At 59.2% G+C, this 15,230-nt stretch carries 13 protein-coding genes; 5 read left to right on the forward strand and 8 right to left on the reverse strand.

Annotated features, from left to right (window positions below; all coding sequences use genetic code 11):
- Positions 1 to 82 precede the first annotated feature (82 nt).
- The 3 genes from DMP08_RS09885 to DMP08_RS09895 are packed head-to-tail and all read left to right on the forward strand — an operon-like array spanning position 83 to position 2,351.
- Entirely contained in the window at positions 83 to 1,384 is a 1,302-nt protein-coding gene (locus DMP08_RS09885; RefSeq protein ID WP_123192729.1) for a glutamate-cysteine ligase family protein, read from the forward strand.
- The gene (locus tag DMP08_RS09890; protein ID WP_123192730.1) at positions 1,381 to 1,890 is read left to right on the forward strand and encodes an FKBP-type peptidyl-prolyl cis-trans isomerase; all 510 of its coding nucleotides are present in this window, start codon (positions 1,381 to 1,383) and stop codon (positions 1,888 to 1,890) included. The genes DMP08_RS09885 and DMP08_RS09890 overlap by 4 nt, the downstream gene beginning before the upstream one ends.
- Positions 1,891 to 1,922: 32 nt before the next feature.
- Positions 1,923 to 2,351 carry an FKBP-type peptidyl-prolyl cis-trans isomerase gene (locus tag DMP08_RS09895; RefSeq protein WP_114567635.1) on the forward strand — a complete coding sequence of 143 codons (429 nt, stop codon included), beginning with the start codon at positions 1,923 to 1,925 and terminating at the stop codon, positions 2,349 to 2,351.
- A 271-nt stretch (positions 2,352 to 2,622) separates the two neighbouring features.
- Here DMP08_RS09895 and DMP08_RS12510 read toward each other — a convergent pair whose 3' ends face one another.
- The 4 genes from DMP08_RS12510 to DMP08_RS09915 form a co-directional block, all read right to left on the reverse strand.
- Positions 2,623 to 2,793 (reverse strand): hypothetical protein, encoded by a 171-nt coding sequence (locus tag DMP08_RS12510; RefSeq protein WP_170158414.1) that lies wholly within the window; start codon positions 2,791 to 2,793, stop codon positions 2,623 to 2,625.
- 126 nt (positions 2,794 to 2,919) lie between these two features.
- Positions 2,920 to 4,065, reverse strand: coding sequence for a helix-turn-helix domain-containing protein (locus DMP08_RS09900; protein WP_123192731.1), 1,146 nt, complete (start codon positions 4,063 to 4,065; stop codon positions 2,920 to 2,922).
- 88 nt (positions 4,066 to 4,153) lie between these two features.
- A complete protein-coding gene (locus DMP08_RS09905) occupies positions 4,154 to 4,738 on the reverse strand; it encodes a hypothetical protein (RefSeq protein ID WP_148042353.1) in 585 nt (194 codons plus the stop codon).
- Positions 4,739 to 5,379: 641 nt separating this feature from the next.
- Complete coding sequence (locus DMP08_RS09915; RefSeq protein WP_244596919.1) at positions 5,380 to 6,492, reverse strand: helix-turn-helix transcriptional regulator; 1,113 nt, start codon at positions 6,490 to 6,492, stop codon at positions 5,380 to 5,382.
- A gap of 13 nt (positions 6,493 to 6,505) precedes the next feature.
- On the opposite strand from DMP08_RS09915, the gene DMP08_RS12655 reads away from it, so the two are divergent.
- Together DMP08_RS12655 and DMP08_RS09920 are read left to right on the forward strand one after the other, a co-directional pair.
- A complete protein-coding gene (locus tag DMP08_RS12655; RefSeq protein ID WP_244596920.1) occupies positions 6,506 to 6,946 on the forward strand; it encodes a hypothetical protein in 441 nt (146 codons plus the stop codon).
- A 166-nt stretch (positions 6,947 to 7,112) separates the two neighbouring features.
- Positions 7,113 to 8,774, forward strand: a complete 1,662-nt coding sequence (locus DMP08_RS09920; protein WP_123192735.1) for an FAD-dependent oxidoreductase — start codon at positions 7,113 to 7,115, stop codon at positions 8,772 to 8,774.
- A 63-nt stretch (positions 8,775 to 8,837) separates the two neighbouring features.
- Here DMP08_RS09920 and DMP08_RS09925 read toward each other — a convergent pair whose 3' ends face one another.
- The 4 genes from DMP08_RS09925 to pheS form a co-directional block, all read right to left on the reverse strand.
- Positions 8,838 to 9,722, reverse strand: a complete 885-nt coding sequence (locus DMP08_RS09925; protein WP_123192736.1) for a methionyl aminopeptidase — start codon at positions 9,720 to 9,722, stop codon at positions 8,838 to 8,840.
- A 366-nt stretch (positions 9,723 to 10,088) separates the two neighbouring features.
- A complete protein-coding gene (locus tag DMP08_RS09930; RefSeq protein WP_123192737.1) occupies positions 10,089 to 10,949 on the reverse strand; it encodes a DegV family protein in 861 nt (286 codons plus the stop codon).
- Positions 10,950 to 11,059: 110 nt separating this feature from the next.
- A complete protein-coding gene (gene pheT / locus DMP08_RS09935; RefSeq protein WP_123192738.1) occupies positions 11,060 to 13,531 on the reverse strand; it encodes a phenylalanine--tRNA ligase subunit beta in 2,472 nt (823 codons plus the stop codon).
- A gap of 13 nt (positions 13,532 to 13,544) precedes the next feature.
- Positions 13,545 to 14,606, reverse strand: a complete 1,062-nt coding sequence (gene pheS, locus DMP08_RS09940; protein ID WP_114567678.1) for a phenylalanine--tRNA ligase subunit alpha — start codon at positions 14,604 to 14,606, stop codon at positions 13,545 to 13,547.
- Between the last annotated feature and the right edge of the window lie 624 nt (positions 14,607 to 15,230).

Here is a 15,230-nt window from a genome sequence, read left to right on the forward strand (position 1 = left end):
GACAAGCTCGGCGACCAAAAGAGTATTGTATAGAAAATGCCGTACGATTTCATCGGCCATACGATGTTCAGGAGTCTGCTACATGAATAAAACAGCCACACGCGACAGCGCGGCTTCCGCTCGCACGATGCAGCACCAGCCCGCGCGCGAACAGAATATTGAAGCGCTGACGGCTTTTTTCGAGAGCGGCATCAAGCCCGAGGGAAGCCGCGGCCAGCTGGGAATCGAGCTGGAACACACCATCGTGCACGACGATATGAGTCCCGTTTCTTACAGCGGTCAACACGGGGTTGCCTGGCTGCTCGAGCAGCTTCGCGCTCAGTACCCCGAAGCAACCACCGACCCCGAAGGTGATCTGCTGGGCGTTGCCCGCCCGGGCGAAGCTGTCACCATCGAACCCGCCGCCCAGGTGGAGCTTTCTGCGGGCCCTTTCTCCGACCTCGCTAAAGCTCGCGAAACGTTCGACGAGTTCGAGCGCTTGGTCGAAGAAATCCTGACACCCGTAGGCGAGCGCATGCTCACTGAGGGGTACCACCCAACCGCAACGGCGCGCAGCTTGGAGCTCATTCCGAAACGGCGCTACCAGTTCATGAACCTGTACTTGAGCGAGAAGGACACGTGCGGCCCCTGCATGATGCGGGGCAGCGCTTCCACGCAAGTGTCCATCGACTACACCAGCACGGCAGACTGCCTCCGCAAGCTGCGTCTAGCGTATGCGCTGGTCCCGATCCTGTCGCTTATCACCGACAACACGCCTGTGTTCGAAGGAAAGCCCCGCACGCACCAGCTGGTGCGCACCAAGATCTGGCAGCACATGGACAACGATCGATGCGGACTGGTGCCGGGCGTGCTGGACCCCGGGTTCGACCTTCGAAGCTACGCCGCTTACATCCTTGATGCTCCAGCCATCCTGGTTCCCTGCAAAAAGGAGCAGTGGTGCTATTCGGAGCGCACGTTCGGCGACATCTACGCCGAACGTGCCATGACGAGTGCCGAAGTGGAGCACGCCGTGTCCATGTTCTTCAACGACGTGCGTCTGAAAACCTACATTGAGATCAGGCCCGCAGACGCCATGCCCATCCCCTACGTCATCGCGTACGCAAGCCTTATCAAAGGGCTGTTCTACTCCCCCGAAAGCCTTGATGCGCTCGACGAGCTGCTCGCACGGGTGAACGCGAAGGACTACGAGGATGCCAAAAACGCGCTCATGGCGTACGGATACGAGGCGACTGTGTACGGAAAGCCCGTCGCAAAGCTGTGCGATCTCGTGATCGAGCTGGCCGAGCGCGGACTGGAAGACAAAGACCGTCCGTACCTGGAACCGCTTGCCCACCTGGTCGAACAGCGCACGACGCTGGCAACGCTTGCGGAAAGATCCCGATGAGCAACGAAGGGCGCCTGGTGAAGGTGGCGTACCGTGGGTTCTTCGACGATGGGTTCACGTTCATCGATCAAACCGAGCAGCCCATCGAATTCCCTTGCCTTGACGGGTGGATGCCGCCGGAGTTCATCGAGACGGTACGCGACATGGCCGTTGGCGAAACGCGGCTTGCCCGTGCAGGGGCGGACGTCGCCTACGAAGATCGCCGAGACGATCGAGTCATGGAGATGCCGCTCGATCGGATTCCTTCAGACGCCCGTTTGGTCGTGGGAGAAATCGTTAGCCTGGAGGGCACCGACGGACGCGTGTGTCCGGCTCGTTTGATCGAGTTGTCGAATACGCACGCCGTATTCGACTTCAACCACGATGCCGTATGCAAAGCGCTGAACTTCGAGATAACCCTGCTTGAAGCGCGCGATATGCGTCCGAGAGGACGCTTGCAAACTTGTGGCAACTTGGAGCAAGTTTGCCCTGCGGACGAGAATGACGAAAGCACTCAGGTAGACTGAGGTTATTGATTTCTGGATGAAAAGGAGCTCTTATGAGCAACGAAGGCAAGAAGGTCAAGGTCCACTACACGGGAACGCTTGACGATGGCTCCAAGTTCGATTCCTCCGTGGATCGAGGCGAGCCCATCGAGTTCACGTGCATGGCCGGCCAGATGATCCCCGGCTTCGACACGGCCGTGAAGGACATGGCTCAGGGAGAGACGAAAACGGTCCATATCCCGGCAGCCGAGGCGTACGGCGAGCGCGATGACAGCATGATTCAGCAGGTTCCCATCGACCAGATCCCGAACGGCAACGAGCTTCCCGTGGGACAGACCGTGTACATGATGGGCCCTGGCGGTCAGCCCTTCCCCGTGTTCGTCAAGTCTATCGAAGACGGCGTGGCAACGTTTGACATGAACCACGAACTGGCGGGCAAGGATCTCAACTTCGAGATCACGCTGGTTGAGGTTGCCGACTAACGGTCGATGCTCCCTACCTTTTCAAAGAAGGCGCCCGCGGGCGCCTTCTTGTTTTACCGTCGATTTCCTTGGCGGCGCGCTGGCGGCAACGCGCGGAGAGAAGCGCGTGAGGCATCGTGCGAACCGCACGAAAAGGAGATCGCGAAGCGCAGGCGTTTTGCAAGCCATCCAAGCGAGCGATCGAACCAGCAATGCGTTGAGGGCCGCGTCGCTCTCAACGCAGCCCTCAACGCATCTGGTCGGGAAACCTTTGACCGTCTGGCGAAATGTTCTATTCAGATGGAATTGCGTCCCGCTCGATCAGATCGCATAAGCCGCTGCTCGCACGCTCTCCGTCCACGCCAAGCCTTTCAAGGCGCTTTGCCAACTTGAGGCAGTACGAAAGGTCTTCGAGCGGAAGCCCGACCATAGCCGAAACGGCTGCTTCGTTCAATCCGTTCATCTTGCTGGCTCCTTCCTGTTCGGTACGTCCAGCATAGACGACAGGGCGTGCTAGACCGTTGTACGAGCAGCCAAAGACGCATGCAGTCTTTTGTGCAATTGCACAAAAGACTGCACATAAGCCAGCCTACAGGAACACGAGCGACAGAAAGCGAGCCAGCTCTCGATCGGACGAATCGGGCATTCCGAGCACCGCCTTGATCTTGCGCAAACGATACCGCACGGTGTTGGGGTGCTGGTAAAGAGCCTCTGCCGCACTCCGAACATCGCCGAACGCATCCGCAAACGCGCGCGCCGTTGCCAGAAGATCGGTATCGTTGCACTGGTCATGCAACTCAAGCTCGCGCATGTACAGTGCGCTTGCGCGAGCGAACAACCTGTCAACCCGCGCAGCCGCATGAAAAGCATCGACGCCGAGGTCGGCCCATCGCACAACCGTCGATTCCAATTCATGCGCATGCTCAAGAGCGAACCGCGCCTGGCGAACAGCTAGATCGCCCTCGCCCAAAGGGACCTCTTCGCTTACCCCGCAACGCACGGAAGACATCGCTTCGATACGACCGATAAGATCGGGTTCGGAATGGGAGCGTCCATCGATGGGAGGCCTGGAATACGACACGAACGCCAGCAAGTAATCGTGATAGCGACACGCATACGCCGTTTCGACGCTCCCCCAGTCTTTCCTAAACGATGCAAGCACCGAAGACAATGCGCTGAGCTCCGCATACAAAGAGCAGTCGTCGCCACCCATCGGCTGCACCGCAAAGCATTGGAGTGTCGCCCCCGTTGCGCGCGCTATGTCGTACATTGAGGCGCGAACGTCGGCCGCCACCCGATCGGCCACAAGGCCATCGATAAGACGGCTTTTGCTGGACTGCTCTTGATCGGTTCGAATAAGGGAGAGAACTGATGACAGTATCTGCTCGTAGTAGCGGCCTTCGTAGAACAGGATAGGAATGCCCCGACGTTCGCTCAACTCGATAACGCGCGGCCCAATAGCATCTTGAGCAGCAGGTTTAATGGCAAGAGCAGCCACGCCGCATTCCATGACGGAAACGATAGAGCGCTCCGCCAAGGCAGGATCGCGCCGCGCAAACCCAAGCGACGAAAGGATAAACTCGTTCGGGAAAAATTCTTTGTACCCGTTCGCAGGAGGCTCTTCATCCAGAATGCCCGCATTCACAACGGAACGACCGGCAAAGCCCTCGCAAGGAGCAGCTAGGCGTACGCTCTCGAACACAGGAAGGGCAAGCACGTCTCCTACGGTGATCATGGTGGCCCTCCCTTCCCCGTTCATCCGCATCGTCTTCCAATCGATCGCCATCATACGATGATGCCCGACACGTGTCTAGCACGCCACATCAAGAACCTCTGCCTTCGTCCAAATCCACGATCCGACAGCAAAGGTCAAGATCGGCAGCGCGATTGAGGCGAGCCACGCGCGTCGCAAAACACGCACGGCGCGCTTCGTCGAAACGATCGGGAACGATCAACCCGAAGTCCGTCGCCCTACGCAAACGCAAATCAGACACCGTGACAGAAAGACAGCCGTCAACTACGGTGTCCTCTGGCGGCGTTTTCGTTTTCGCACGCGCCTGAGCAGCCGCGACGCAATCGCGATCAAACCCGAAATGCGTCATTTCCCAAAATGCAGACGAGAGCACAAGGTAGCGTTCGTACAAGTTCCAAGAGCCCCCTAACCACACGCGACTCGACAACGCGTCCTCCCAAGGAGCAAGCGAGAGAGAATGCTCCGGCAGACTGACACCCTGCTCAACGGGGTCATCGGGATGCGCTTCGAGCACAGCGCGGGCAAGAGGAACGTCCGCACGGTGCACGAGCCAAACGCCCACGCGCCGCTCGATCAAGCCCATCTGCTCGTGGGAAATAAAGAACTCGCGAGGCAAAAGGACTCGATCACGCCCGCACTTTCGCTTGATGGACATACGCTTCATCGAATCAAGCGTACAGGCTAGCCGGCGCTCCTTCTTGCGACGCCGCTTGGACGAATCGTCGCCGCAGGGCGTGCAAAGCCGCGCAGCATGTTCGTCCAAGACAACCCGAACGAACGCATCGACATTGCAGCATGCCAGCAAATCCTGAAGGGTAGGCAATTTCTCGATAGGCGCTCTTCTCTGTTCCCAATACGAGCCTTCGGCCGCGTTCAGATCAAAACACGACATCGCCAACCCCCTCGGCTAATGCAAACGCCGTCGCACAGGGCATAACGGCAGCACAGCGCACGGGCAGGCCGATGGACGATAAGTCGGAATCCGCGGCCGCCTCTACCCGCATTGCAAGAACCGCAGCTTCAAGAGGGTCAATGCAGCATAAGGGCATAACTTCAACAAGCACAAGAGCTTCGGATTCGACGCAGCACATTCCTCGACGAACATCCAACATGGCAAGCACCCCTTCGCAAGCGTCCCAAGATTTGAGAGGATCTTGCAAGCGTGGTACGGGCGACGCGGAACACCGACGCCATCTATGGGCTGCCCATCGCGAAGGCCCGATGGGAAACAGCGCTTGCACTGGCTCTTTTTCTTTCAAAAAGAGTATAGCATAAAACGAACGTTTGTTTGTTAAATTAGCCGTAGAGGCCGAGGGCATCTATCAGCTCGTCGCGTGAATGAACATCGATCTTCCGGTAAATATGCCGTATATGGGTTTTAGCCGTGCCGTTCGCAATAAACAGCTCGCGCTCAATAGACCCAACGGTTTTATGCTGAGCGAGTAGCAACAACACTTCCTCCTCGCGAGGAGACAGCCCTCGCTCTCGCGCGAGCGTCTGACACCGGTTCGCCAGCTCTTGCTTTTTAACAAGCGCCGTATCGGCCGACGGACTGCGTTCGTCAAGAAATGCCATACCCCAACGACTGGACAGCTCTTTCTCCGAAAAGAGGATCATGGTAGCGGCCACCACCATGACGATCACCAACCCGCTCACCACCGCATCCGATCCCGCAAGACCAAACGTCGGGGACCCAAGCAACGTTTCAACCTGTCGGCCAATCAGTGAAAACAGTGCGCGCACGCCGCGCTCGATGCCGAACAACCAAACAGCCGACACTCCGTAGCGATAACTCAGATTCGCCATGATGAGCATGATGAGCACGGAGAACGCCGTATATGAAGCACTCGTGCAAAAATCGGACATGGCTTGATTAAGCACCCCGACGTTCGGAAGAATAAGAAACGCAGCGACCATAAGGGGCAGTGCCAGCCGATAGATAATGGCAAAATCGAATTTACCGCCGCGAGCAATGACCCCCGCAAACACGACAGCCGCAACAACAATGGCACCCGAAGTCGAATGCGGCCCAAACGTCGATTGATACATCGACGACTCCTTGAGCCCATAGGCAAATGCGTAAATGGCCATGAGCAAAACTATTTTCCACGGGAACGAAAACGATGTCCCGGATGCGGAGGGCAGCTCATCAGCGGGAAGCGATCGGAATCCGGCAGCCACCCAGGAAAGGGACACAATGGGAAACGTCGACGCAATCATGGCGAGCCAAGGAATGGACATCCCTCGACATACGTAGATGAGCAGCGCTGCCACCATCATGGATGCAGAATAGTACAATGCCACTCTAAATGGGTTGAGGCAGCTATACAGTTCCGACCACAGCAAGATGACCAATGCTATCCCGAACCCGCCCAACAATGCAGCAGGCAATCCCACCTGTGCCGACATCGAAGGAACCCCTATGGAAACGAACATGCAGCAGGTTGAAAGCACCAAAGCAGCACCCGCTATCGCATACAAGGATTTGCGAGCGAACAAGGGGCCAACGCGCTTCGCTAAAGCAGCGCATGCGAACATCGTCGCTATCATCGCAACATCGAACATATCATGGCTCGCAACTTCAGCCGCCGGAAACGAAATAAAGGAACCCACGAACACGATCTCGATCCAAGCGCGGTACACGCCAAGCCCCAAAAAGAACAAAGGTATCGAAGGCAGCCAGGGAAAAAGAGGCCCTGGCGGGCACCTATGCTGTTCGCTCTGCTCTTTTTTCGCCATAAAATCCCCTCAGAACGCTGCACCCCTTGCTGCATGCCTGCAGCTCATTGTACCGAAGGATACAACCGCCTCAAAATCCCTGCAAAAACAAACGGCAAGAAAACCCCTGGTGAAACTAGGATGATAGCAAAGGGTGACAGAAATAATCCCTCGCGAAAAGCCGTAGACGAAAGACAAGCAGATTGACCGAGCGCTATGGTTTCGATCGAGGGAGCCGCTCTGAAGAAAGCTTCGACCACCGAACGGCAAGCGACAAAGTGCGGCAAACGCCAACGTTCAAGGAGGATGAAATGGCCAAGCAAAACAAGAATCAAGGCATCAGCCGTCGAGATCTGCTCAAATTCGGAGGCATGACAGCAGCGGGAATAGCGGCAGCAAGCACGCTGGGCGCCTGCTCACCGCAGGGTACCGCAGCGAAAAACGCCGACAGCGCCACCGCCAAAGCAAGCGAGAAAACCACGGCAGCCGGCCATCTGCGCACCGGGATTCCCTCTTTTCTGGAAAAGCCGGCTGCTATCACCAATATTGCAACTACCAAAGAGTACGACGTGGTGGTCGTAGGCGCAGGCGCATCTGGAGTACCTGCGGCGCTCTCAGCTTTGGAAGCAGGCGCACGCGTCGCACTGCTCCAGAAAGAGCAGCAAGCTATCAGCCAGGGGAACTCGGGCAGTGGTATAGATCTGGCAACAAGCGATCAAGCTGACATAGAAGATCTCGTTTCGCAGCTTATGGCCGACAACCAGCATCGCCCCAATCGAGCGCTCATCGAACTCTGGGCGAAAAACTCGGGTGAAGCGGTGTCTTGGGTTATCGAAAAAGCCGCCGAAAGCGGCGCGCAAGTTGTCGACCAAGGAAACCAGCAGCATATGCCCTTGATCAACCGCAAGGGCTACACCATGAACTTCGTCACGTCCTTCTTCGGACCCAAGCCCTACAACACGGGCGACGGCATGCGGGCGTTGGCGACCACAGCAGAAAAAGAAGGCGTCGAAATCTTCTATTCCACCCCAGCTGAGCAACTCGTCCAGAACGAATCGGGTAAAGTAGTGGGTGTTATCGCGAAAGGCAAAGACGGCTACGTCCAGTTCAACGCGTCGAAAGGCGTGATCATAGCATGCGGTGACTACCAAAACGATGAAGACATGCTGCACTATTATCAACCGGACATGACGAATTTCCAGCCCAAGCAAAGCAACAAGACCGGAGACGGCCACAAGATGGTGGTTTGGGCTGGCGGCAAGATCGAAAACCTTGCCCATACGAAGATGCTCCACGATTTCGATGCGGGCCCCGCGTCTATGTGCGACATGCCGTTTCTTTCCGTGAAGATGAACGGCGAGCGCTTTGTGAACGAAACCGTAGAGATGTCCCTCATGAACTGCTATCTGAGATCGGCCGAGGACGCCGGGCATTATTGCCAGGTGTTCGACAGCAGTTACATGACCGCAGCGGCAGATTGGCCGGGAAAACTGGTAAACCCCGAAGCCCTGAAGACCTACATGCCCGAAGAGAACGTCGAGCGCACGGGCGTGTTCGAAGGGCAGATCAACACGTTCAAGGCCGACACCCTTGAAGAGCTGGCCAAAAAGCTCGGGATCACCGATACGGCAACGTTCACGAAAACGATCGCTCACTACAACGACTTGGCCGCATCGGGCAAGGACGTCGACTTCGGGAAAGCGGCAAAATTCCTTGCTCCCATCGATACGCCTCCGTACTACGGCATTCATCGCCACGTGCGCATGAGCGCCATCTGCTCCGGTGTCGACATCAACGAGAACCACGAGTGCTTGACGCCCGAAGGCGAGATCATAGAAAACCTGTACGCCATCGGCAACTGTTCGGGTCATTTCTACGGCGGCATAGACTACCCGCTCACCGTGTTCGGGTTGTCGCTTGGACGCTGCTACACTGAAGGCTACGTCATCGGCCGCATGGTAGCCCAGAAATAACCAAGTCTTCTTCCCCTCCCGAAAGGGCTCGGCGCGATGCGTATCGTCGCCGAGCCCTTTCTCTTACCAGCTCAAAAGCTCGTAGCCATCTTCGGTCACGACCAGCTGAACTTCCCACTGGGCCGTGTCCGAACGATCCGCCGTGCGAACGGTCCATCCGTTCGGATCGCTCATGTCGATTTCCTGCTCGCCCGCGTTGATCATGGGTTCGATGGTGAAGCAGCAGCCTGGAGCAAGCACCATGCCGGTACCCGCTTCGGCAACATGGCTCACGAACGGATCCTCGTGGAAGTCAAGCCCGATGCCATGTCCGCCGAACTCGCGCACCACCGAATAACCGCACGACTTCGCATGCTCGTTCACAGCCGCCCCCACATCACCCAGTAGACCCCACGGCTTGACCGCGGCAAGGCCTGCTTCCAGGGCTTTCTTGGTTTCTTCCACCAAACGGCGACGCTCTTCGGACACTTCCCCAATGCAGAACATGCGCGACGAATCCGAATAGTAGCCGTCCAGGATAGTGGAGCAATCCACGTTCACGATATCGCCTTCGCGCAGCACATCGTCCTCTGAGGGAATGCCGTGGCAGACCACTTCGTTGATGGACGTGCACACGCTTTTCGGGTAGCCCTCGTAATTGAGGTCAGCGGGAATGCCGCCATGCTCCACCGTGAAATCGTGCACCCATCGATCGACTTCCGCCGTGGTCACACCCGGCCCGATATGCTCGGCAACGTAGTCGAGCACGCCGATATTGATAGCAGCGCTGCGCTTGATGCCTTCGATATCGGCCGCCGTTTTGAGCATGGAACGCTGCGGTACCTCGAATCCCTGCTCGTAGAGCTCTTGCAGCCGCTCGTCATGGACGAGGTGACACTTCTTGTACTTTTTACCGCTGCCGCACCAACATTCGTCGTTGCGGCCCGGGCTGATCAGTCCATCATACATACGCGCATCCTTTCTTTCGCGGCCCATTGTACCGCTGTTAGCGAAAGCGAACAGTCAGAAAACGCACGCCAACCAAAGTACTGCAACGATGCCTTGCGCCCGCTGTCAAAACGGATGAGTTTTGCGGCGGTTTTTCGCCTTGTCGGGGCGATGCTTCCGTGGGCGTTTTTTATCACACCAGGTCAATCGCCTGACACTTCCCTTTATCCTAATTTAAGGACCAACAAAACTCTTCCGTTTTGACAAAAGGCCGGCAAGGGCGCAGCGGGAAAGCCGTCGCCCGAGCATCAAGGCAGGGCAACCATCGGGCAGGCAAGCGCACCGTCCAAGAACCCGCAACGCTTCGCCGAACCGCCGTCATGCGTCCTAGTGTTGGATTTTCGCGCACCCGACGCCCAGGGCACCGGGACCCACATGGCAGGCAATGCTCAGCGGCAAACGATCCACGAACACATCGTCGCTGCCGAATTGATCCCGCATATCCTGCGCAAGCGACTGCGCGTCGTCGTCGCGATCCGTATGAGCTACGTAAAGATGCACGTTGCCAACACCGCCGAAACGTTCGTCCACGTCGCGCGCAAGCGCTTTCAACATGGTGCGCTTCGCCGCCTTCGTGGACTTGGCCACCGAAAACGCGTCGAGCTTTTCTCCCTGAATCTGCAGGACCGGCCTTATCTTGAGCACCGACCCGATGGCCGCAGCTGCCGGGGTGATTCGGCCGCTCTTGTGCAGGTAGGCCATGGTGTCCACCATGATGTAGATGCTCGCGTCGAACTTCGTGGCATGAAGGCGATCGCACACCTCCTGCGCCGAAAGCCCAGCCTCAACCCAGCGCAACGCGTCGATCGCCGACTCGCGCTGCATGACCGAGATGCGCTGGTTGTCCACCACGTGCACATGGCCTTCGAAGTGCCGAGACAGGGTGCATGCCGTTTCGCAAGACCCGGAAAGCCCGCTTGACATGGGAATGTAGATGATATCGTCGTACGTGCCCAGAAGCTCGTGCCAACGCTCCCCCAAGTCGACGATAGAAGGCTGGGAGGTGACGATGTTCGCTCCGGCACGCTGTCGCTCGTAAAACCGGTCGGCGTCAAGGCTCACGCCCTCGAAGCCTTCCTCGCCATCCACGACAAACGGCATAGGCACGACGAACACGCCCAGCCTCTGAGCCTCTTCAGCCATGATGCCGCTATTCGTATCCGTCATGATCGCGATCTTCTGGTTCATGCTGCTCGCCTCCCCCATGCGAAGACGGCGGGATTGCTCCCGCCGTCTGGCCGCGCGGCGCCCTCGAGCAACCGCGCAATACTCTCGATTAGCCTATTATGACCGAAACGCTAACCGCGCACCTCGGCGCCCGTCGCCCCGCACACCTTCTTCACGAGACGCTCGTGAGTCTTGTCGACCTCCTCGCTGGTAAGCGTACGATCGGCCGCGCGATACGTAAGCGCATAGGCCATCGACTTCTTGCCAGCCCCCACACGCTGCTCGTCGCGGTACACGTCGAACAAGCGCGCGTCCTCGAGCAGCTTGCCGCCAGCCGAGCTCATGCATTGCACCAGGCGTTCATGAGCAACGTCCTCGTCCACCACGAACGCCACGTCCATGGACACCGCCGGGAACGTGGGCACGTCAATGTAATCGCGCGCAGGACGGCTCGACTTCACCAGCGCGTCAACGTCCAGCTCGAACGCCACCACCGGTGCCGTTGCCTCGTACGCATCGACGGCCAGCGGATGCAGCTCGCCCACCCAACCGAGCGAGGTGCCGCCCGCCAGCACCTCGGCCGCGCGTCCGGGCTGCAGATGCGGAGCTTCTTCGGCGGAAAGAGCCTTGAAGCGAAGTTTCGCGATGGACAGCTCGCGCGCAAGGCTCTCTACAACGCCCTTGCCGTCGAAGAAATCGAAGGCGTCGGGGCGTTCGTTCCATCCCGCATCGCGCATGGCGCCGGCCAGCACGCCAGCCACGCGACGACGCTCCTTCGGCTGCTTGCGTCCCTCGTGAGCGAAGAACACCTGGCCGGTTTCGTACAGCTGAACGTTCTTCACGCCGCGGCTCTGGTTGTAGGCGACGCTGCGAACCAGACCGGGAACGATGCTTTGCCGCATCACCGACTGATCGGCGTTGAGCGGGTTGATCAATTCGACCGGCTCTCCCAAGCCTTCAGAGGACATGCGCAGGCGACCCAGGTCGCCCGGCTCGGCAAACGAGTAGGTCATGGTCTCGTTCAGGCCGCTTGCGCGCATAACGTCGTTGACGGTATCGAGCGCATGCTCGAGCGCAGAGCGCGTGCCCACGCGGCCAGGGCCTCCCGGCAACGTGGACGGCACGCGATCCATGCCCCACAGGCGCAGCACTTCTTCGTACAGGTCGATCTCGCGCTCGAGGTCGGGCCGGAACGTAGGCGCGACCACGGCCAGCACGTCCGCCTCGCCAGCCGACGAGACCGCGCATCCCAAGCGCTCGAGAATGTCGACGATGTCCTCGCGCGGAATATCGGCGCCCATCATGGCGCAGAAGCGCGGAATGCGGAACTCCAGCTCGACAGCCTGCGACGGCGCCGGCCACTCGTCCACGATGCCGAGCTGGTTGGTTGCGGCAGCGCTCACGCGACCGCCTGCAACCTCCACGATCAGCGCGGCGGCCGCGGCAGAACGCTCGTCGATGCCGTGGTCGTCCACCCCGCGCTCGTAGCGCATGGAGCTTTCGCTGATAAGGCCCAGGTTACGGCTGGTGCGGCTGGTGCGGCCCGGCTCGAACGCAGCAGCCTCCAGCAAGATGTCCACGGTGTCCTCGGTCACTTCGGTGTCAAGGCCGCCCATAACGCCGGCCAACGCCACCGCGCCGAGCTCGGGCGTGGCGATGACGGTCATGTCGGACGTGAGCGCGCGCTCTTCCCCGTCCAGCGTAACCAGCTTCTCGCCGTCTTCGGCCGCACGGACCACGATGGAAGCGCATCCATCGGAACCCGAGAGCTTGGCCAGGTCGAACGCATGAAGCGGCTGACCGAACAGGAACAGGATGTAGTTGGTAACGTCCACGATGTTGTTGACGGAGCGCTGGCCGATAGCGGCCAAGCGCTCGACCATCCAGTCAGGGCTCGGTCCCACCTTGCACCCGCGAATCACGCGCGCCGTATAGCGCGGGCAGCGCACCGAATCCTCAATGCTCACGCGAACCACCTGATCAACAGGCTGGTCACTCGCATCAACCTCCAGCCTGGCAGCCATGTCGGCAAGCGGGCTGACAACGTTCGTACGATACATAGCGCCCACTTCGCGCGCCATGCCGACCACGCTCAAGCAGTCGGGACGGTTCGGCGTGACCTCAAGATCGAGCACCGTGTCGGACATCTTCAGGTACTCGGCAATGGGCATGCCCACAGGCGCGTCCTCGGGAAGAATCCAGATGCCTTCGTGATCGCCGCCGATGCCCAGTTCGCGCTGAGAGCAGCACATGCCGCAGCTGGTAACGCCGCGCAGCTTCGACTTCTTGATCTTGAAATCGCCGGGCATGACGGTGCCGATGGTGGCAACCGGCACTTTGATGCCGGCCGCGATGTTCGGCGCGCCGCACACGATCTGCACCGGCTCGTCCGCGCCCACGCTTACCGTGGTCACGTGCATGTGATCGCTGTCAGGGTGCTGCTCGCACGTCTCCACGTAGCCCACGACCACGCCGTCGAACGACGCGCCCGTCTTCTCCACAGCCTCGACGCCCGTACCGGTCAGGTCCAATCGATCGCAAAACGCCTTGACGTCGCCCGGCACCTCGACGTATTCGCTCAACCACTTCAAAGATATTTTCATAGCTTGCGACTCCTTAGAACTGACGAAGGAAGCGCATGTCGCCCTCAAGAAGCATGCGCAGATCGGGAACGTTGTACTTCAGGCAGGCAATGCGCTCGACGCCCATGCCGAACGCGAATCCGGAGTACTCTTCCGGGTCGATGCCCGACATGGACAACACGTTCGGGTCGACCATGCCGCAACCCAGGATTTCCAGCCAACCCGTGCCCTTGCAGAAACGGCAGCCTTCGCCGTGGCAGATGCCGCAGCTTACGTCCACCTCGGCCGAGGGCTCCGTAAACGGGAAGTAGTGAGCGCGAAAGCGCGTTTTGCGCTCCTCTCCGAACAGCTGCTTGCACAGGTAGTCGAGCGTGCCCTTGAGATCGCCGAACGTGATGCCTTTGTCCACAACCAAGCCCTCGATCTGCGTGAACTGGGGGAGGTGGGACGGATCGGCCACGTCGCGACGATACACTTTACCGGGAGCGATAATGTAGATGGGCAGGTCCTGATCCTCCATGGCATGCACCTGCACGCCCGAGGTTTGCGTACGCAGCAGCACGTCGGACTCGCCGCGCACTGCAGCCTTCTCGCCGGAACGATCGACCACGTAGAACGTGTCGGCCAAGCTGCGGCTCGGATGATCGGCAGGAGCGTTGAGCGCCTCGAAGTTGTAGTAGTCGGTCTCCACTTCGGGACCCTGCGCCACCGTGTAGCCCAAACCAAGGAAAATCTCGCTGACCTCGTCGGTTATACGATTGATAAGATGGCGCGTTCCCATCTGCTGGGCACGACCGGGCAGCGTCACGTCAACCGCGCTCGCGCCGATCTTGGCCTCGAGCTCGGCAGCCGAAAGCTCGGCCTTGCGGGCGGCCAGCGCCTCTTCCACGGCCACGCGCACCTCGTTCACGGTTTTGCCAACCGCGGCTCGCTCCTCTTTCGCCACCTGACCCATGCTGCGCAGGTATCCCGTCAGCGTACCCGCCTTGCCCAGCACCGCCACGCGCACGTGCTCAAGCTCGGCGGTTTCGCCCGCCTGAGCGATCGCGTCGAGCGTCTGCGTGCGCAAGGCCTCCAATTCGTCCACGATTGCCATGTTTCGCGCTCCCTTTCCGTCTTCTTTTTGCAACGCCGCCGCAGCTCGCGCGAACGCGCTCATCGGCGGCGAAAAACAAAAGAGCCTTCTCTCGCCGTTGGTTGAGGGAATTGCTTCCCAATCCAAGGACGAGAGAAGGCTCTCGCGGTACCACCTCGGTTGACGACCTGCGTGCACGCTCGACCGGACATCGCAACGACCAGGCAAGACATGCGACCGTTGGCCGCCCGCTCATTACGCTCTGTAACGGGAGCGCCCGTCAAAGCCTACTGCACGTCCGCGCTCGCGCGCCCCGCGTTCAGCCTTGCTGCTCGGAAGGGAATCACCGCGTTGGCCGCCCGGGTCCTTTCAGCCGATGAGACCCGTCTCTGGAGGCGACGCCGCTACCCGGCGCTGTCTTCGTCTTCGCATGTAACGATGCAGTATAGCGCATTTCGTCGAACGTGAGGAGATATTCCACGACGAAGCGAGAACTGCGCCCCGCGCCGATTGACGGGAGTTGATTTGCAGGCTGAACCGAACACTTTGCTTTTTCTCTTGAACTTAGCCGTACGCGTGCAGCTAAGTTTGAGAATCCTTGCCTAAGGGTGGGCCGAAGGGGCCTGCCGAAAAGGAAAGGACAAG

This window comes from Paraeggerthella hongkongensis (assembly GCF_003726035.1).
In the GTDB taxonomy this organism is placed as follows: Bacteria; Actinomycetota; Coriobacteriia; order Coriobacteriales; family Eggerthellaceae; genus Paraeggerthella; species Paraeggerthella hongkongensis.